The organism is Rhodococcus triatomae (assembly GCF_014217785.1).
Lineage (GTDB): Bacteria > Actinomycetota > Actinomycetes > Mycobacteriales > Mycobacteriaceae > Rhodococcus_F > Rhodococcus_F triatomae.
Genome location: NZ_CP048814.1, coordinates 3,065,624 through 3,083,900, shown reverse-complemented (window position 1 = coordinate 3,083,900; position 18,277 = coordinate 3,065,624). Strand labels below are relative to the sequence as shown.

Below are 18,277 nucleotides of genomic sequence, written 5' to 3'. Positions count from 1 at the left end.
TGGTTCAGACGATCCGGAGTGGCTGTCCGGCAAGCGAATCGAGCAACGCCGGAGCGGCCCGAGGCAGACCGGGTGGATGAAATGCCAGGCATCGAGTCGCCTCGGCGAAGTAGCGGATGTCCGAGTCACCGCGAATGAACGCCATTCCGCCGAGCAACTCGACGGACTCGTCCACACTCTGCGCGATGATCTTCTGTGTCGTATAGCGGGCCAGGAGAACTCGGCGGAGCAGCTGCTGTCCGGCTCCCTCCCGATCGAGCTCCGCGGCGATCGCGTCGATCGCGCCGGCACAGGTGTCGAGACCGCCGGCGAGCAGCGCACGCCGCACCGGGCCGCCCCGCTCCTCTCGGAGTACCCGATTCACCAGTCGCGCCGCGATGCCCAGGTAGCTCGCGGTCATCAGTAGTTCGAACCAGACGAATCCGGCCTGCTGGACCTGATCGACCGCCGCGGCGCCGGGGACCCCGACCCGGACGAGCTGGGGCTCCGCGATGCGCACGTCGGTGAGGACGACGGCATCGCTCTCGGCGGCCCGGAGAACCGTGGCATTCCAGAACGGTTCGACCTCGATGCCCTCGGCGGACGCCGGAACGACCGCGACGGCAAGTTCCGGCCCGACCGGGGAGTCGACCGAGACGCTCGCAGTGAGCAGGTCCATCGACCTCGCCAGGCTGCACGGCCGCTTGGCGCCGTCCAGTCGGTACCCGCCCTCGACCCGTTCGGCCGACAGGCTCGGCGTCAGTACGCTCGCACCGGTCGTCCCCTCCGCGAACCCCGAGGCCATCAGGAGGTTCTCTCCCGCGATCGCCTCGAGGAGCAGCAGGTGCGCACCGTCGCCACCTCGCGCGGCCTCCATCAGGCTCGCCAGCGAGAAGTGATGCATCGTGCTCGCGACGGCGAGCGACGGTGCTCGCGCGCCGACCGCACGTTGGATACGGACCGCGTCGAGCGCCGAGGCACCGAGCCCGCCGGATTCCACCGGAGCCAGCAGGCGGCCGGCGCGGGATCCCTTGAACAGTTTGATCGCCGGCCCACCCTCGGATTCGAGTTCGTCGAGCGACGCGGCATTCAGAGCTTCGAACAACTCGGGCAGCCGAGCCTCCAGCAGACAGCCTTCGTTTGCGAGCAACATCGCACTTTCCTCCCCGTAACTGGCACACCGACAGCCGGATCGAGGCCCGAGTTCGGCCACTCTTCCTACGCTGCTCTCTTCGCATCGACCCGAATGACGTTCAGCAGAGCGATAACTCACCGGCTTCGTGAGAATGATGGTCGCATAACTGCACTGTCGCAGCAATAATGCATTCCATGTGCAAAAGGTCACACGAGGGCCGCGACGCACCTACGCCGGTGCGGCATGTGACCGTGACCGGCAGTTATAGATAGTTGAATTCGACGTGACCGCACCCGGCATCACGCCACGGCGACGTCCGGCGCAGATCCGCCCGTCGGCACACTGTGACGGGCACCGGTGGGAGTTCCCGACCCTTGGTGTCGATCACAATGCCGGCCGCCCGGATGGGAGGACGCAGGCCTAGGACACGTCGGCGCGCAGGAGACCGAAGGCGATGATGGCCCTGGCCTCGTTCAGCACGTCCTCGAACTCGTCGTCGCTCAAGCCCATGTGACCGGGCATCATGTGACACGCGATGACGCCGTCCCACGAGGCCCACATGTACGTGGCGATCGCTCGCGGCGAACCCGGACGGAAGAGCCCGAGGTCGATCGCCTCCGTCACCGCCGTCGACATCCGGTCGATCTCGCTCGCGATCCGGTCGGCGACGTGCTGCGTCGGCTTGTCGAGGTGTGGGTCGCCGTACACGTCCGAAGGCGGGAACCGGAAGATCCGGAAGTACCCCGGCTGCTCACGGTAGAAACGGAGATACCCCTCGGCGATACCCTGGATGCGGCCGATCGGATCGTCGGCGGCGTCCCATCCGGCGTCGCAGTATTCGCGGTCGAGTTCGAGCGCGTGATCGATCAGAGCGGCGTAGAGTCCCCTCTTGTCCTCGAAGTGGAGATATACCGAACGCAGGGCGACGTCGGCACGCTCGGCGATGTCCGAGACCGTGGCCGCCTGATAGCCGCGTTCGGAGAAGGCTTCCAGCGCGGCTGACAGAATCTGCGACCGCGTGCGCTGCTTGCGGCGCTCCTGTCTCTCCGACGGCCGGCCTGCCATCCGGAACCTCCAGTTCACCTCGCCGCACCCATCAACTTACCCACACTAACTTGAATGTCGGACGAGCAGCGCGACGCGCCGAGGCCGACCCGAAGGAGCCCTCGTCGCCCCTGACGAATACTGTGGCGCAACGTAGTTACCAGCGAGTAGCATCAGTCACACTCCTGCGCGGGGTGAGACCTGCTCCATGTACTCGGAAGGAGTCGACAGGCCGATCATGCCGATCGCACTCTCCAGGGTCCACGCCATTCGCGCCGTCCTGACAACGGCGGGAGACGAGTGGCGCCTCGTCGTCCACGACATTCCCGAAGTGCTCCGAACCTCGGCCGAGGGCGATGTGCCGGAAGTCGTATGGCTGACCGACCCGGTCGAACACGTCAGCGGGCTTCAGCACTCGGTGCTCTACCGCGACTATCTGAGCGGCCGCTGGTACTCCACCGGTTCCGCCCTGGCCTCGGCCGATGCGACGCCGAGCACTCGGGAGAACCCTCCACGCTGGGCGTCCCCGACCCACGAGCGGCGGTCGTTTCCGGCACCGTGATGCGCCTGGCCGGACACTCGGTGCCGTCCCGAGGTGAACCGGGGCTCGCCGGAAGCAGGTAGCCTCGACTCCCGCCATGGTCAGCACAGATCCGTCCGATGTCCCCGACGCTCCCACCAGCCGCATCGACTCGATCACCGGATTGAGGGCATTCGCGGCGCTGCTGGTGGTGGGCACCCACGCCGGCTTCTGGACGGGAAATTACACAGAAGACACCGCTGGGTGGTTCTTCGCGCGGCTCGAGGCCGGCGTCGCCGTGTTCTTCGTGCTGTCAGGGTTCCTGCTGTTCCGCCCCTGGGTGACGGCACTGGCCCGCGGCACCTCGGGTCCGAGCCTCACTCGCTACTTCCGGCACCGCGCCCGCCGGATCCTCCCGGCGTACTGGCTCGTCGTGATCTCGACGTAATCTCGTCTACCGGCACCGCGACGCCGGCGAGACGGGGCAGGGCGTCGAGGGATTCCTCCGGAACATGACACTCACCCAGATCTACGGGCTCGGCCATTTCCACGCGGGACTCACGCAGATGTGGAGCCTGGCCGTCGAAGTGGCTTTCTACCTGATACTTCCCGTCCTGGCCTGGGCACTGTGTGTCCTCGTGTGCCGCCGTGGCTGGCACCCGGGACGGCTCGTCGGCGCGCTCTGCGCGGTGGCCGCGGTGACCCCGGCGTGGGTGGTCTTCACCCACTCCGCCGACATCGACTACTCGGCCCGGCTGTGGTTGCCGGGATTCCTCGCCTGGTTCGCCGGCGGGATGGTGCTGACCGTGGCGGCGGTGACGATCCGCCGGGTGAGCACCCCGCTGTTGCTGCTCGGAGCGGTGGCCGCCTACGCACTCTCGTGCACCCCCGCCGCGGGCGAGGCGACCATCATCCCGCAGGATGCGGGAGCCGCGATCACCAAGTCGTTCCTGTACCTGGCGTTCTCGATGTGTCTGCTCGCTCCGCTCGTGATCGGCAGCGACGGCGGTGGGCTCTACGGACGAGCGCTCTCACACCCGGCCGTGGTGTGGTTGGGCGAGATCTCCTACGAGTTGTTCCTGGTGCACCTGGTGGTCATGGAACTCGTCATGGATCTACTCGGTTACTCGACGTTCCAGGGCTCGGTGGTCGGTGTCTTCATCGTGACGACGGTGTTGTCGATCCCGATCGCGTGGGTGCTGCACCGGAGCCTCGAGTGGGTGTTCGGGTTGCGTGACCGTCGTCAGGAACGCACCAGCCGAGCAGCGTCCCGGGCGATCGCCAGTTCCTCGTTCGTCGGTACCACCAGTACCGCCACCGAGGACGAGTCGGCCGAGATCCGCCGCTCCCCCTGACCGTTCTCGTTCCGGTCGTCGTCGATCACGATGCCGAACATCTCGAGATCGGCGAGCGCGTCCCGGCGCACCGACGCGGCGTTCTCCCCGACACCTGCGGTGAAGGTGATCGCATCCACTCCCCCGAGTTCGATCAGGTAGGCGCCGATGTACTTGCGGAGCCGGTGCACGTAGACGTCGTACGCGAGCTGCGCGTCCTGATCTCCGGCAGAGATCCGTTCGGTGAGGGCACGGAAGTCGTTCACTCCGGACAGCCCCCACAGCCCGGACCTGCGGTTGAGCAGGGCGTCGATGTCGTCGACCGTCATCCCGGCCGTGCGGGAGAGGTGCAACAGCACTCCGGGATCGATGTCGCCGCCACGAGTCCCCATCACCAGTCCCTCGAGCGGGGTGAATCCCATCGTGGTGTCGACGGCCCGGCCCTTCGCGATCGCCGACGCCGACGCCCCGTTGCCGAGATGCAGCACGATCTGGTCGATCTCGTCGGTGCCGCGGCCGAGGACTTTCGCGGCCCGCTCGGACACGTACTGGTGTGAGGTCCCGTGGAATCCGTAGCGGCGAATACCGAACTCGCGGGCGACGTCCCGGTCGATCGCATACGTCGCGGCGGGCATGGGCAGGGTGTGGAAGAACGCGGTGTCGAAGACGGCGACCTGAGGAACGTCCGGCAGCGTGTCCCGTGCGACCTCGATGCCGACGACATTGGCGGGGTTGTGAAGCGGTGCAAGGTCGGACAGCGTCGAGATCTCCTTCAACACCCGATCGTCGACCAGGGTCGGTTCGTAGAACTCGCTGCCGCCGTGCACGATTCGGTGACCGACCGCGATGATGCCGGATTCCGGCAGGGGATGACCGACCGACGCCATCAGTTCGGCGGCCTTGCGCAGTCCCGAACGGTGGTCCTCGATCCGACCGACCTCCTCGAGGACCTCCCCGTCGTGGTGCAGGACCACTCGACCCTCGGGCTCGCCGATGCGCTCGACGAGACCGGACTGGCGGGCGACACCGGAATCGGGTTCGATCACCTGGAACTTGATCGAGGACGAACCCGAGTTGATGACGAGAACGGTGTCGTCGCTGCTCATGCCGAATCTCCCTGTGCCGCTTCTCCCTGGGCTGCTTCTTCTCCCTGTGCTTGGATCGCGGTGATCGCGACGGTGTTGACGATGTCCTGCACCAGGGCACCGCGGGAGAGGTCGTTGACGGGCTTGTTGAGTCCCTGCAGAACCGGGCCCACCGCCACCGCGCCGGCACTGCGCTGGACGGCCTTGTAGGTGTTGTTGCCGGTGTTGAGATCGGGGAAGATGAAGACGGTCGCCTTGCCTGCCACCTGCGAGTCGGGCATCTTCTGATCGGCCACACTCTGTTCGATCGCCGCGTCGTACTGGAGCGGCCCCTCCACCAGCAGTTCCGGTTCCCGCTCGCGGACGAGGGCGGTGGCGCTGCGCACCTTGTCGACGTCGGCCCCGTATCCGGAGTCGCCGGTCGAGTAGGACAGCATGGCGATGCGCGGGTCGATCCCGAACTGTGCGGCCGTCTGTGCCGACGAGATCGCGATGTCGGCCAGCTGTTCCGCGGTGGGATCCGGCACCACCGCACAGTCGCCGTAGGCGAGAACCCGGTCCGACAGGCACATCAGAAAGACGCTCGACACGGTCGACACCCCGGGCTCGGTACGAATGATCTCGAACGCCGGCCGGATGGTGTGCGCCGTCGTGTGCGCCGCGCCGGACACCATGCCGTCGGCAATCCCCATGTGCACCATCATGGTTCCGAAGTACGAGATGTCGGCGACGACCTCCCGCGCCCGTTCGAGCGTCATCCCCTTGTGCTCGCGGAGCTTGGCGTACTCGACCGCGAACGACTCGCTGTACGAACAGGACGTCGGGTCGAGAACCTGGGCGTCACCGATGTCTACTCCGAGTTCGGCCGCACGGCGACGCACCGACAGCTCGTCGCCGAGGATCGTGAGATCGGCGACCTTGCGTTGCAGGAGGCGTCCGGCAGCGCGCAGGATGCGGTCGTCACCCCCCTCCGGGAGCACGATGTGCTTGCGGTTGCGCCGCGCCCGGTCGATGAGCTGGTACTCGAACATCTGCGGGGTGACCACCGAGGGAATGGTCAGCTTCAGGCGGTCCAGCAAGGCCTGGGAATCGACCCGGCGTTCCATCAGGCTGAGCGCGGTGTCCACCTTCTGCTGCGACCCCACACCGACGCGGCCCCGGGTTCGTGCTGCGGCACTGGCGGTTTCGTACGTGCCGAGGTCGGTGGTGAGGATCGGCAGGCGGGGTTTCAGGCCGGCCATCAATTTCGCCACCGCCGGATGGGGCGCGATCCCGCCGTTCATGATGATCCCGGCCAGCGACGGGAACCCTTCGGCCTCGTGGGCGTTGACCAACGAGAGCAGCACGTCGGAGCGGTCGCCCGGGGCGACGACGACGATGCCCTCCTTCAGCCGTTCCAGAATGTGCTCCGCCGTCATACCGCCGACCATGACATCGAGCGCCTCCCGGTGCAGCAGCTCGGGGTCGCCGCTGTAGAGCTGCCCGTCGGTAGCGTCGAGGAGCTCCGCCATGGTCGGTGCCACCAGCAGGGGGATCTCCGGCAGGCTCCACGCCGGGACACCGGTGACCTTCAACGCCTCGGTCACCTCGTCCAGCTCGTGGGGATCGCACCGGTTGGCGACGATCGCGATGAGGTGCGCGTGCTGCGCGGCGAGTTCGACGGCGCACAGCTGCGCCAACTGGGCGACCTCCTCCGGCGTCCGGCGGGCCCCACGTACGGCGAGCAACACCGGTGCGCCGAGGTTGACCGCGATGCGGCCGTTGAACCCGAGCTCGCTGGGGCTGGCGACATCGGTGTAGTCGCTGCCGATGACGACCACGGCGTCACACTGGTCGGCGACCTCGTGATACCGCGCGACGATGGTGCTCAGCGCCGCGTCCGGGTCGCGGTGCACGTCCTCGTAGGTGACCCCGAGCGACTCCTCGTACCCGATGTCCGCGGTGGCGTGTTCGAGCATCAGCTCGAGGATGTAGTCGGACTCCTCGGTCGATCGGGCGATCGGCCGGAACACACCGACCCGCGCGACCGTGGCGCACAGCATCTGCAGGACGCCGAGCGCGATCGTCGACTTTCCGGTGTCGCCCTCCGGGGAGGCGATGTACACGCTCGACGGCGCGGGACGTGCCGGGCTGGTATCGGACTGCGATGACGCGGACGCTGCCATGGTCCTCAGCCTATCGGTGCCCGGCGATTGACAGGACCCGACTGCCCCGGGGCAAGATGTGACATGGCCGATTCCCCCTTCCCCGACGTGCGCTGGGGCAGCGAGACCACCGTGTTGCGTCGACCGGCCGAGGCATTCGCCTCCACCAAGGCCGGCTCCTGGCTGATCCGGGAGGCGGCGGGCCTGGACCGGCGCGTCCTCGAACGCACCGGGGGCCGATTCACGCTGCTCGGGCCGATCGGCGCCCCTGTCGTACTGCTGCGGACCACCGGGCGCAAGAGCGGACTGATCCGCACCTCACCATTGCTGTACTACCGGGAGGACCCCCGGATCTACGTCGTCGGCAGCAACTTCGGACAGGACAAGCACCCGGCGTGGTCGGGAAACCTGCTGGCCGAACCGCAGGCGTCGGTACTGATGGGCGGACGCGAGATCCCCGTGACCGCAACCCTGCTGGACGAACCCGAACGGAGCCGGATCTTCCGGGCGTTCGAGGAGATGGTCAGCGTGTACGGCGTCTACGGCAACCGCACCGACCGTGCGATCCGCGTGTTCGCGCTCAGCGCCGAGACCTGACCGGGCGGGCTCGGGTCACAACCGCTGCGCGATCTGGACGAGGTTGCCGCAGGTGTCGTCGAACACCGCCACCCGGACGTTTCCGAGATCGGTGGGCCCCTGCACGAAACGCACACCGAGCCCGGTCAAGCGCTCGTACTCGGCGGCGAGGTCCTCGACGCCGAAGCTGTTGAACGGGATGCCGTCCTCGACGAGGGCTTTCTTGAACGGCTTCACGGCAGGGTGCCGGTCCGGTTCGAGCAGCAGTTCCACACCGTCGCGCGCAGCGGGGGACACCACGGTGAGCCACCGGGCGTCGCCCAACGGCACATCGTCCTTGGTCTCGAAACCGAGGACCCGCGTGTAGAAGTCGAGCGCCTTCTCCTGGTCGTCGACGAAGATGCTCGCGGTGGTGACGATCATCGGTACTCCTCCGGTTCGGTGGTATCGGTATCGGTAGCGGTGTGGGCGGCGAGCCATTGCTGCGCCTCGTGCAGCGGTCCGCGGTTCAGGCGATGGATCCGGGTCCGCCCCGACCACCGGACGTCCACGACGCCCGCGCGGGACAGAACGGCGATGTGCTTGGCCACGGCCTGCCTGCTCACCGAGATCCCACGACGGGTGATCAGGGTCGTGCAGATCTCGAACAACGACTGCCCGTCGCGAGCGGCGAGTTCCTCGACGATCGCGCAGCGCGTGGAATCGGACAGTGCACGGAACACGTTCTCCACACACCCGACAATAGGCAACCAAATGGTTACCTGTCAATGGTGAGAAAGAGGCGCGCAGCCGGATCGGTCGTCCGGCCACGCGCCTCGTCGGGGCGGAGGTGGCGGCCCGGGCAGAGTCAGCGCAGGGCGCGCAAACGCGGAGCCAGATCGCGCTGGAACAGGTCCAGGAAACGCTTCTGATCGTGCCCGGGGGCATGGAAGACCAGGTGGTTCAGGCCCGCGTCCAGGTACGGCGTGATCTGCTCGACGGCCTGGTCCGGATCCGACGCCACGATCCACCGCTTGGCCACCTGCTCGATCGGCAGCGCGTCGGCGGCCTTCTCCATCTCGATCGGGTCGTCGATGGAGTGCTTCTGCTCCGCTGTCAGCGACAGAGGTGCCCAGAACCGGGTGTTCTCCAACGCGAGGTCGGGGTCGGTGTCGTACGAAATCTTGATCTCGATCATCTTGTCGATGCCGGCGACGTCACGCTCCGCCTTCTCCGCGCCCTCGGCGACCGCGGGCATCAGCTTGTCGTTGTACAGTTCCATCCCCTTGCCGGACGTGCAGATGAACCCGTCGCCCGCGCGTCCGGCGTACCGGGCCACCACCGGGCCGCCGGCGGCGACGTACACCGGGATGCCACCCTCGGGGACGTCGTAGATCGAGGCGCCGCGGGTGGAGTAGTACTCGCCGTCGAAATCGACCCGGTCACCCGTCCACAGGGCGCGCATCAGCCGGACCGACTCACGGAGCCGCGCGAAACGCTCCTTGAAGTCCGGCCACTCCGCCTGGTAGCCCGTGGCGATCTCGTTGAGCGCCTCACCGGTCCCGACGCCGAGCATGATCCGGTCCGGGTACAGGCAGCCCATGGTCGCGAACGCCTGGGCGATGACTGCCGGGTTGTACCGGAACGTCGGCGTCAGTACCGACGTGCCCAGCTGGATCCGCGACGTACGCTCGCCGACCGCGGTCATCCACGCGAGCGAGAACGGCGCGTGCCCGCCCTCGTGCCGCCACGGCTGGAAGTGGTCGGACACGGTCGCACTGTCGAGCCCGTGTTCCTCGGCGAGCACTCCCAGCTCGACCAGTTCCCGCGGCCCGAACTGTTCTGCCGACGCCTTGTACCCGAGCTTGAGTTCCTGTGCCACGCCGCGCTCCTCCACGTTCACTGTCGGCTTTCGCCCTTCGCGATCCTGCCTAACACACTAGGACCCGGCACACTAGAGCGCGGCGACCACACTGGCGACGGCCGCCGTGAACGCCACGAACGTGAGAACGACGGCGAACAACCACAACTCGTGGGGTGGCGGCATGGGCGCCCCCGACCGCAACGCCTTCTCCACCTGTGACCACCGGCGCAGTCCCACCACGGCGGCCGCCGCCGCGAGGAAGATCAGCACCAGCCCGAGGGTGGTGCGCACCCATCCGGTCGAGAACTGCGGCACCAGGTGGATCATCGCGATTCCACCGGCCAGCAGCGCCAGCGAACTGCGCATCCAGGCGAGGAACGTGCGTTCGCTGGCGAGGGTGAAGCGTTCGTCGGGACGCTGCTCGTCGGGACGCTGTTCGTCGGTCACGATCGTGATTGTCGCACCGACCACACCTCCCTGGCACGGTGTCACACCGGTTTCGACAGATCGAACCGCTGTCACATCGTCCCGGGGAGGTGGACCGATCAGGCGGCCCGGAGCGCGGGCAGACCCCACTCCCGCGCGAGAAGCCGGTACGAGCGCAACCGGTCCTCGTGGCCGTGGGTGATCCCGGTGATCACCACCTCGTCGGCACCGGTGAGCCGGCGCAACGCGTCGAGGCGTTCGGCGACCGTCGACGGCGATCCCACGAACTGGGTGACGATCCGGTCCTCGACAAGCGCGCGCTGCTCCTCCGTCAGGGCCGGTGCATCCGCCGGGTCCGGGTACGGGATCGCTCCGTGCCCGCTCCGGATGCTGTGCGCCCACACGCCGTACGACGACGCCAGCCGTCGGGCAGTCGCGTCGTCCTCGGCCACCACCGCGTCCGCGGAGACGACGACGTACGGCTTCTCGAGCACCGCGGACGGCCGGAATGCCGCCCGGTACGCCGCGACCGCGTCGACCGTGGTTGCCGGGCTCACGTGATAGTTCGCGCCGAACGGCAGCCCGAGCCGTCCCGCGAGTTCGGCGCTGGGCCCTGCGCTGCTCCCGAACACCCATACCTCGAGGTCGGCCCCCTCACCGGGACTGACGTGCAGTTCGACGCCGTCCTCGGTGCGGTAGGCCCCACCCAGCAGCGCGAGGATGTCGTCCACCTGAGAATCGAAATCCGGCGGCTGCGCGCCGGGCTGCTGTAGCACCTGGAGTGACGCGGCCACCCGCGGCGACAACAGCAGCCCCGTCAGATCGTACGGCGGCGGGATCACGACACCGTCCCGGACGACCGTCGACCCCTGCGGTCCGGGAGGAGCCGGCTTCTCGCCGCGTTTCGCGGCGTCGAGGGCCTGTGCGCGACGCTGCCCGGAACGACCGAGACCGAGGTCGATGCGGCCCGGATACAGCGCGGCGAGCGTCCCGAAGGCCTCCACCACCGCGGGAGCGGTGGTGTGCCCGAGCTGTACCGCGGCGGCACCGACCCGCAGGGTGCTGGTCGCCGCGGCGATCTGCCCGATCAGGACGGCGGGCGAGGAACTGGCCACTCCGACGAAGTGATGCTCGGCCACCCAGTACCGGCGGTACCCCCACGCCTCGACGTGACGCGCCAGATCCACCGAGTTCCGCAGCGCGGCGGCCGCATCGGATCCGGCGCTGACCGGCGACAGATCGAGGACGGACAGCGGGATCGTCATGACGGCACCTTCTCGCCCGCCTCCACGGCGAAGCTCAGCCGGTTCTCCGGCGGTGCGACCGGGCAGGTCGCGTACGCCGTGAAGGCGCAGGGGAGATTGACCGCACGGTTGAAGTCCAGGACGGCAGTTCCGTCCGCCGGGACGGCGACCGTGAGCGAACGCGCGGAGGGATAGGTACTCACACCGCTCGTCGCATCGGTGAACAACACGTGCAGTGCACCGGAGCGTCCCGCGAACGCAATCAGGGCGTGTTCGACTCCCTCGTTGCGGAATTCGAGTCTGCCGAGCGCCTGATGATGATGCTCGAGGCCCTCCACGACAGCTCCCGTGGTGACCGTGCGGGCATCGTCGAACGGCACGAACCGGGCCTCGAACACCCACCGCGGATCAGGCGCGAACGTGGGCACGCCGGAGAAATCGGCCAACGTCTGCGCTTCCGGGTCGTGCACGCGCAGCGCGAAATCCCCGGTGCGACGGATGACCTCGACGATCCGCTCGCCGTGTCGCAGCTCGATGCCCGGCGCGCCCTCGATCGCAGCGATCCGGAGCTCGCCGTCGACGGGGGCGCCGTCCCGGACCAGCCCGTCCGCGGCGGTGGCGGTGACCACGACGGCGTCGTCGTCGGCGCGCCAGCGACCGGGCAGGTCGCCGAACGTGGTGTCGGTGTCCACCAGCCAGTGCAACGCCGTCGGACTCAGCCAGCCCACACTGTCGCGAAGACCTTCCTCGCGTTCGAAATGCCATTTCTTCCAGTCGGATTCGAAGTCGGAGAGGGTGAGGTTGTCGATGGGGGAAGTGGTCATGACGCGCGGGCTCCCTTCGCCTGCTGATGGGGATGCGCCAGCCCGAGGTGGCTGCGCAGTGTCGCTCCTTCGTATTCGGTGCGGAAGCTGCCGAGTTCCTGCAGTTCGGGGACGACCCGGTCGACGAACTCGTCGAGTCCGGCCGGGGTGAGGTGCGGGACGAGGATGAATCCGTCGCACGCATCGGACTGCACGTAGCGGTCGATGTCGCGAGCGACCTCGGTCGCGGTGCCGACGAACTGCTGGCGGGCGGTGACGGCGATGATCAACTCGCGAATACTGAGCTTCTCCGCCTCAGCGCGCTCACGCCACGCGGCGGCCACCTCCCGGGGATCCTTCACGTGTCGCACCCGCCCACGGGTGATGTCCGGGTTGTCGGCCGGGTCCACGTCCGGAAGCGGCCCGTCCGGGTCGTACTCCGAGAGATCGCGCCCCCACACCTGTTCGAGAAAGGCGATCGCCGTCTGCGGGCCGACCTGCTGGTGCCGGATGTGGTCGGCACGCTCGGCAGCCTCCGCCGCGGTGTCGCCGAGCACGAAGGTGGCGGCGGGCAGCACCTTCAGTTGGTCGTGGGTACGTCCGTACCGCGCGAGCCTGCCCTTGACGTCGCGGTAGAACGCCTGCCCGTCCTCGAGGGTGCCGTGCACGGTGAAGATGGCGTCGGCCTGCGCGGCACCGAACTCACGCCCCTCGTCCGAGTCCCCGGCCTGGAGGAGCACCGGGTACCCCTGTGGGCTCCGAGGCACGTCGAAGTGGCCTCGGATGTCGAACTGACTGCCGGAGTGCACCACCTCGCCGATCGCCTCGTCGGGGACGAACACTCCGCGAGCCCGGTCGACGACCAGTGCGTCGCCGGCCCAGCTGTCCCAGAACTTGCGTGCACCGACGATGACCTCCTCGGCCCGAACGTAGCGATCCGAGCGATCGAGATAGCCACCACGACGAAAGTTCTCGCCGGTGAAGGCATCGGACGAGGTCACCATGTTCCAGGCTGCGCGACCGTCCGACAGATGATCGAGGGAGGCGAACTGCCGGGCCAGTTCGTACGGCTCGTTGAAGGTGGTGTTGATGGTGCCGGCCAGCCCGAGACGAGTCGTCGCGCCGGCGAGCGCTGCGAGAACGGTCAACGTGTCCGGACGGCCCACGACGTCGAGGTCGTGGATGCGCCCACGGTGCTCGCGCAGCCGCAACCCCTCCGCGAGGAAGAAGAAGTCGAACAATCCTCGTTCGGCCGTCTCCGCGAGATGGACGAACGAGGAGAAGTCGATCTGACTCCCCGACTCCGGGTCGCTCCACACCGTCGTGTTGTTGACGCCCGGGAAGTGAGCGACGAGATGGATCTTCTTGCGCTGGGCGCCCGTTCGGGTGTCACTCATGTCGTCGGTCCTGTTCCACGAAGTGCCTGTTCCACGAAGAGATTCGCCGGCCGGACGACACCGAGTCGGCGACGGAGCGCAGTGGCGTCGGGCGGTGTGGGCTCCGTGGCTGATACGTCTCGCCGTAGCCGAGGCAACACCCGATCCGCGAGCAACGCGACCGCCGACGCCAGAGCCAGTGGCCTGACCGTCACCCCGTCGAGGTGCCCGGCCTCACCGGTGGGCGATCCCGTGACGGTGTCGATCAGATCGACCAGTCCGTCCGTGTCGCCGACGTAGAGAAGCGATTCCGGCGCGTACCGCGCATCGGCCCACTGTTCGAGTTCGGCCAGATCACGTTCGGCGACATCCGCATCCGCCGCGGTGAGCACCTCGACGTCGAGCAGGATCCGGACATCGTCGGCTCGTCGTCCAGCTTCGACAGCGGCCGCGCGGACCTGCTCCGAGCGCTCACGCGCCGTGGCGGCATCGAGCGCGGACACCCGCACCACATCGGCACGGGCAGCGGCGAGACGAAGTGACTCGGCGTCGTCGACCGACACCACGACGAGAGGATGGCCCTGCGGAGGTCTCGGAGTGATCGACGGACCCTTCACCGAGAAATATGTGCCGACGAAGTCGATGTAGTGCAGTTTGTCCCTGTCGACGAACCGGCCGCTGTCGAGATCACGGATCTCCGCGTCGTCCTCCCAACTGTCCCAGAGTCGGGTGACCACCTCGATCGCCTCTTCGGCTTCGGCCCAGAGGTCGGCGGTGTCCTGAGCGTCCTTGCGCCCGAACAGCCGCGCCTGAGTTGCCCCCTCGGACACCGCGACCTGCCACCCCGCTCGACCGAGCGTCGTGTGATCGAGACTGGCGATCGCCTTCGAGACGTGGAACGGCTCGGTGTGGGTGACGGTCACCGTCGGGACCAGCCCGATCCTGTGGGTGGCTGTCGTGGCACGCGCCGCGATCGAGACGGCGTCGAGACGTCCCCGCTGAACGGCGTCACCGTGCTCGGCCAGGGCGAACGAATCGCCGATGAAGGCCAGATCCGCGCCGGATCGGTCGAGCGAGGCGAGCAGGCCGGTCCAATATCGCGCCGAGAACACGTCCTCGGCCTGCGAGTCCACGCGGCGCCAGGCGCTGGGGTGGATGCCCGTACCGTGGAGATCGACCCCGATCAGCGGAGACGCCTTCGCGGCGGTATCCGAGTCCTGAGACGCCTTCGCGTCAGGCATGTGCGGCTTCCTCTCGTACGGACACAGCGCTGCCCGGAATGGCATCCAGCAGCTCGCGCGTGTAGTCGTGTCGTGGTCGGTCGAAGATCTCTGCCGCGCTGCCGATCTCGACGATGCGGCCGGACTTCATCACCGCTACCGTGTCGCTGATCTGCCGGACGACGGCGAGGTCGTGCGAGATGAACAGGTAGGCCAGACCCAGCTCTTCCTGCAGCTTCCCGAGCAGTTCGAGGATCTGCGCCTGCACCGACACGTCCAGCGCGGACACCGGCTCGTCGAGCACCACCAGTTCCGGATCCGGTGCCAGCGCCCGGGCGATGGCCACCCGCTGACGTTGTCCGCCGGAAAGTTCGGCCGGCGTACGGTCCAGATACTCGGGGCCCAGCGCAACCTGTTCGAGCAGAGTCCGTACCCGCTCCGTACGCTCGGTGCGGGTCCCGATGTCGAACGCCACCAGCGGCTCGGACACGATGTCCGCCACCCGGAGTTTGGGATTCAGCGAGGCGAACGGATTCTGGTAGACCATCTGGATCCGCCGACGAAACGGACGCAGTCGACGGCCGTGCAAGGCGGTGACATCGGTGCCGCCGAACTCGATCCGGCCGCCCGTCACCGTCTCGAGCCGCGTCGCCATCCGGGCGAGCGTGGACTTGCCGGAGCCGGATTCGCCGACGATCGACACCGTACTTCCGCCCGGAACATCCAGCGAGACTCCGCGTACCGCGTCGATGCTCGCTCGGCGGTCGATCCGGAACGTCTTGCTCACCTCGGTGATCCGCAACAGCGGTTCGCTGCGGTGGTCTTCCTGTCCCGCCGGACGGACCCGGCTCGTCGCCAGGCTGGGTGCGGCGGCGAGCAGCGTCCTCGTGTATTCGTGACGCGGACGGGAGAGAACCTCACCGGTGGGACCGGTCTCGACCACACGCCCGTCCTTCATCACCACGATCCGGTCGGCGCGGTCCGCAGCGACCCCGAGGTCGTGGGTGATGAGCAGAACGGCGGTGTGATGCTCGGCGATGCGGGCATCCAGATGGTCGAGGATGCGCTTCTGCACCGTGACGTCGAGTGCGCTGGTCGGCTCGTCCGCGATGACGAGATCCGGATTGCAGGCGAGCGCGATCCCGATGAGGACCCGCTGCCGCTGGCCACCGGACAAATCCTGCGGGTACTGCCGGGCCCGCGTTTCCGGGTTGTCGATACCTGCCTCACGCAGAATCCGGATCGCCTCGACCCGCGCCGAGCGACGGTCCGCGAGGCCGTGGATACGGAGTACCTCGGCAACCTGTTCACCGATGCGGAGCACCGGGTTCAGCGCCGCGGCCGGATCCTGCGGGACGAAACCGATCCGGCGGCCGCGCAACCGTTCCTGCGCCCGGTCGGGGAGGCCGTCGATACGCTGGCCGTCGAAGGTGACGGTGCCCCTGGTGATCTGGGCGGAACCGGCGAGCACTCCGATGATGGCCTGTGCGGTGGTCGACTTCCCCGATCCCGATTCGCCGACGAGTGCCACCACCTCTCCCCTGCCGACGGTGAGATCGACCTGCGACGTCGCCGCCACGTCACGGTCACGGGTGCGGTAGTGGACGGACAGCCCCGAAACCTCCAGCAGTGGTCTGCTGCTCATCGGCCGTCCCTCTCGTCGATTGCGTGTCCCAGCCGGTGCGCCGCGAGGACCACGGCAACGATCACGAGCCCGGGAAGGGTGGTCATCCACCAGGCGGTGGCCAGATAGTTGCGCCCCTCGGAGATCAACGACCCCCACTCCGGGGTGGGCGGAACGGCACCGAACCCGAGGAAGCTCAGGGACGACACCGCGAGCACGGCCATACCGAACTCGACGGCGGCCAGGGCGATGACGGGCGGGTACGCGTTGCGCAGGACGTGCCGAGTCAGGACCACCGGCCAGCGCACCCCCGAGGCGACGGCGGCCTCGACGTACGGTGCCCGGCGAACCCGCAGTACCTCCGAGCGCATCACCCGGGCGAAGTTCGCGATGAGCGACACTCCCACCGCGATCGCAACGTTCACCGTGCCGAATCCGAGGGCGGTGACCAGAGCGAGCGAGAGCAGCAACGTCGGGATCGACAGCATGACGTCGACCACCCGCATGAGCACGGCGTCGACGACACCGCCGATCGCCCCGGACAGCAGGCCGAGAACCGAACCGACGACGAGTGCGATGGTCACGGCGAGGAGCGTCGCCGTCAGCGACAGGCCCGCGCCGTGCACCACGCGAGTGAACACGTCCCTGCCGATGTTGTCGGTGCCGAACCAGTGTGCACCGCTCGGCGGCTGCAACTTGTCCGCGGGGACCCCCACGAGGGGATCCCCCGACGCGAAGAACGAAGGGAAGAGCGCGAAGCCGGCAGCCAGCAGCAGGACGAACGCCGAGACCGCGACCACCCCGTTCCGGCGCACCGTCCGAGCGATGCCACGGCGCCCGGCCCGTCCCGGCGCCGCGTCGGGCTCGGCGGGGCCCGTACCGCCGACGACCGGTTCTCGAACCAGCAGGTCAGACATGGACTTCCCTTCCCGCGGAGTCGACCTCACGGTCGACGAGGTCATCCGCGTCCGACTCGTCCTTGCGGCGCCTGCCGTCCACGATGCGCGGATCGATCAGCGGATACAGCAGGTCGACGATCAGATTGACCGCGACGTAGACGACGGCCGTGAAGACGACGATGCCTTGCACCACCGGGATGTCCTGGGCGAGAACCGAGGTCTGCGTCAGCCGTCCCACCCCGGCACGGGAGAAGACCGTCTCGACCACCACGGAACCGGCCAGGAGGTTGCCGACGAGGACACCGGCGATGGTGAACGCCGGAATGCTCGACAGGCGCAGCGCGTGCCGGATCTGGATGTGCCAGCGCGACGCCCCCTTGGCCCGGGCGGTGTCGATGAACGGTTGCCGCCAGGTGGTGGTGAGGCTCGCGGCGAGCACCTGGGCGATGACCGCCCCGGTCGGCAAGGCCAGCGTCACTGCCGGGAGGACCAGTGCCGAGGCGGTGGCATCGCCGAAAGCGGGGAAGATCCGCAGCTGGAAGGAGAACACCTGCAGCAGGATCAGGCCCACCCAGAAGGTCGGTACCGCCACACCCAACGGCGGGAGCGACAGCAGCAGGCTGTGCAGCCACCGAACCCGAGTGTATGTCGCGAGTATCGCCACCGACGCACCGAACAGGACGGCCAGTACCAGCGCGGTGCCGGCGAGCGCGAGGGTGCTCGGGATCGCCGCCCCGATGGCCGCCGTCACCGACTGGCCGGTGGCGATCGAGTACCCGAAGTCACCGCGAACGGCGTGACTGAGCGAGGTCCAGTACTGCACCCACACCGGCTGATCCAGGCCGTAGCGTGCCTGGAGTTCGGCGATGGCCGCGGGGTCGACGGCCTGTCCCGAGCCCGCCGATTCCACCGCGATACTCACCGGGTCCGAGGGCAGCAGGTACAGCACCGCGAACGACACGGTGAAGGCCGCCCACAGGACGCCGAGCGCCTGCGCGAATCGAAGTGCCAGGTAGCGGGTCATC

19 protein-coding genes are annotated in these 18,277 nt (G+C 68.0%); 4 read left to right on the top strand and 15 right to left on the bottom strand.

The genetic code is table 11. From position 1 onward, the window contains the following. Positions 1-4: 4 nt before the first annotated feature. Both G4H71_RS14585 and G4H71_RS14580 read right to left on the bottom strand, forming a co-directional pair. Entirely contained in the window at positions 5-1,132 is a 1,128-nt protein-coding gene (locus G4H71_RS14585; protein ID WP_072738971.1) for an acyl-CoA dehydrogenase family protein, read from the bottom strand. 402 nt (positions 1,133-1,534) lie between these two features. Beyond that, entirely contained in the window at positions 1,535-2,179 is a 645-nt protein-coding gene (locus G4H71_RS14580; RefSeq protein ID WP_072738970.1) for a TetR/AcrR family transcriptional regulator, read from the bottom strand. 217 nt (positions 2,180-2,396) lie between these two features. Here G4H71_RS14580 and G4H71_RS14575 point away from each other — a divergent pair, with 217 nt between their 5' ends. The 3 genes from G4H71_RS14575 to G4H71_RS14570 all read left to right on the top strand — a co-directional run bounded on the left by G4H71_RS14575 (position 2,397) and on the right by G4H71_RS14570 (position 4,033). Then, positions 2,397-2,720, top strand: coding sequence for a hypothetical protein (locus G4H71_RS14575; protein WP_072738969.1), 324 nt, complete (start codon positions 2,397-2,399; stop codon positions 2,718-2,720). A gap of 76 nt (positions 2,721-2,796) precedes the next feature. Then, complete coding sequence (locus G4H71_RS22810; RefSeq protein WP_072738968.1) at positions 2,797-3,126, top strand: acyltransferase family protein; 330 nt, start codon at positions 2,797-2,799, stop codon at positions 3,124-3,126. Between the two features lie 64 nt (positions 3,127-3,190). Next, complete coding sequence (locus G4H71_RS14570; RefSeq protein ID WP_072738967.1) at positions 3,191-4,033, top strand: acyltransferase family protein; 843 nt, start codon at positions 3,191-3,193, stop codon at positions 4,031-4,033. Here G4H71_RS14570 and G4H71_RS14565 read toward each other — a convergent pair. After that, the gene (locus G4H71_RS14565; RefSeq protein WP_072738966.1) at positions 3,922-5,118 is read right to left on the bottom strand and encodes an acetate kinase; all 1,197 of its coding nucleotides are present in this window, start codon (positions 5,116-5,118) and stop codon (positions 3,922-3,924) included. The genes G4H71_RS14570 and G4H71_RS14565 overlap by 112 nt on opposite strands. Further along, positions 5,115-7,262 carry a phosphate acetyltransferase gene (gene pta, locus G4H71_RS14560; protein ID WP_072738965.1) on the bottom strand — a complete coding sequence of 716 codons (2,148 nt, stop codon included), beginning with the start codon at positions 7,260-7,262 and terminating at the stop codon, positions 5,115-5,117. The genes G4H71_RS14565 and pta overlap by 4 nt, the downstream gene beginning before the upstream one ends. 63 nt (positions 7,263-7,325) lie before the next feature. Between pta and G4H71_RS14555 the strand changes: the two genes are divergently transcribed. Next, a complete protein-coding gene (locus tag G4H71_RS14555) occupies positions 7,326-7,838 on the top strand; it encodes a nitroreductase/quinone reductase family protein (RefSeq protein ID WP_072738964.1) in 513 nt (170 codons plus the stop codon). A 15-nt stretch (positions 7,839-7,853) separates the two neighbouring features. Here G4H71_RS14555 and G4H71_RS14550 read toward each other — a convergent pair whose 3' ends face one another. From G4H71_RS14550 to G4H71_RS14500, 11 genes are all read right to left on the bottom strand, one after another. Continuing rightward, on the bottom strand, positions 7,854-8,240 hold the full coding sequence (locus G4H71_RS14550) for a VOC family protein (RefSeq protein ID WP_072738963.1): 387 nt from the start codon (positions 8,238-8,240) through the stop codon (positions 7,854-7,856). After that, positions 8,237-8,548 carry an ArsR/SmtB family transcription factor gene (locus G4H71_RS14545; RefSeq protein ID WP_217631333.1) on the bottom strand — a complete coding sequence of 104 codons (312 nt, stop codon included), beginning with the start codon at positions 8,546-8,548 and terminating at the stop codon, positions 8,237-8,239. Before G4H71_RS14545 ends, G4H71_RS14550 begins: the two co-directional genes overlap by 4 nt. 116 nt (positions 8,549-8,664) lie before the next feature. Continuing rightward, positions 8,665-9,678: a glucose-6-phosphate dehydrogenase (coenzyme-F420) gene (gene fgd, locus G4H71_RS14540; RefSeq protein ID WP_072739035.1), complete on the bottom strand. Its 1,014-nt coding sequence runs from the start codon at positions 9,676-9,678 to the stop codon at positions 8,665-8,667. Positions 9,679-9,750: 72 nt separating this feature from the next. Then, positions 9,751-10,107, bottom strand: a complete 357-nt coding sequence (locus G4H71_RS14535; protein WP_255314915.1) for a YidH family protein — start codon at positions 10,105-10,107, stop codon at positions 9,751-9,753. Positions 10,108-10,205: 98 nt separating this feature from the next. Continuing rightward, positions 10,206-11,351, bottom strand: a complete 1,146-nt coding sequence (locus G4H71_RS14530; protein WP_072738962.1) for an LLM class flavin-dependent oxidoreductase — start codon at positions 11,349-11,351, stop codon at positions 10,206-10,208. Next, positions 11,348-12,154: a DUF1684 domain-containing protein gene (locus G4H71_RS14525; protein ID WP_072738961.1), complete on the bottom strand. Its 807-nt coding sequence runs from the start codon at positions 12,152-12,154 to the stop codon at positions 11,348-11,350. The genes G4H71_RS14530 and G4H71_RS14525 overlap by 4 nt, the downstream gene beginning before the upstream one ends. After that, positions 12,151-13,530, bottom strand: a complete 1,380-nt coding sequence (locus G4H71_RS14520; protein WP_072738960.1) for an NtaA/DmoA family FMN-dependent monooxygenase — start codon at positions 13,528-13,530, stop codon at positions 12,151-12,153. Before G4H71_RS14520 ends, G4H71_RS14525 begins: the two co-directional genes overlap by 4 nt. After that, complete coding sequence (locus G4H71_RS14515) at positions 13,527-14,750, bottom strand: LLM class flavin-dependent oxidoreductase (RefSeq protein ID WP_072738959.1); 1,224 nt, start codon at positions 14,748-14,750, stop codon at positions 13,527-13,529. The genes G4H71_RS14520 and G4H71_RS14515 overlap by 4 nt, the downstream gene beginning before the upstream one ends. Further along, the gene (locus tag G4H71_RS14510; protein ID WP_072738958.1) at positions 14,743-16,374 is read right to left on the bottom strand and encodes a dipeptide ABC transporter ATP-binding protein; all 1,632 of its coding nucleotides are present in this window, start codon (positions 16,372-16,374) and stop codon (positions 14,743-14,745) included. Before G4H71_RS14510 ends, G4H71_RS14515 begins: the two co-directional genes overlap by 8 nt. Continuing rightward, positions 16,371-17,270: an ABC transporter permease gene (locus G4H71_RS14505; protein ID WP_072738957.1), complete on the bottom strand. Its 900-nt coding sequence runs from the start codon at positions 17,268-17,270 to the stop codon at positions 16,371-16,373. The genes G4H71_RS14510 and G4H71_RS14505 overlap by 4 nt, the downstream gene beginning before the upstream one ends. Beyond that, positions 17,263-18,276 carry an ABC transporter permease gene (locus G4H71_RS14500; protein WP_072738956.1) on the bottom strand — a complete coding sequence of 338 codons (1,014 nt, stop codon included), beginning with the start codon at positions 18,274-18,276 and terminating at the stop codon, positions 17,263-17,265. Before G4H71_RS14500 ends, G4H71_RS14505 begins: the two co-directional genes overlap by 8 nt. Position 18,277: the final 1 nt, after the last annotated feature.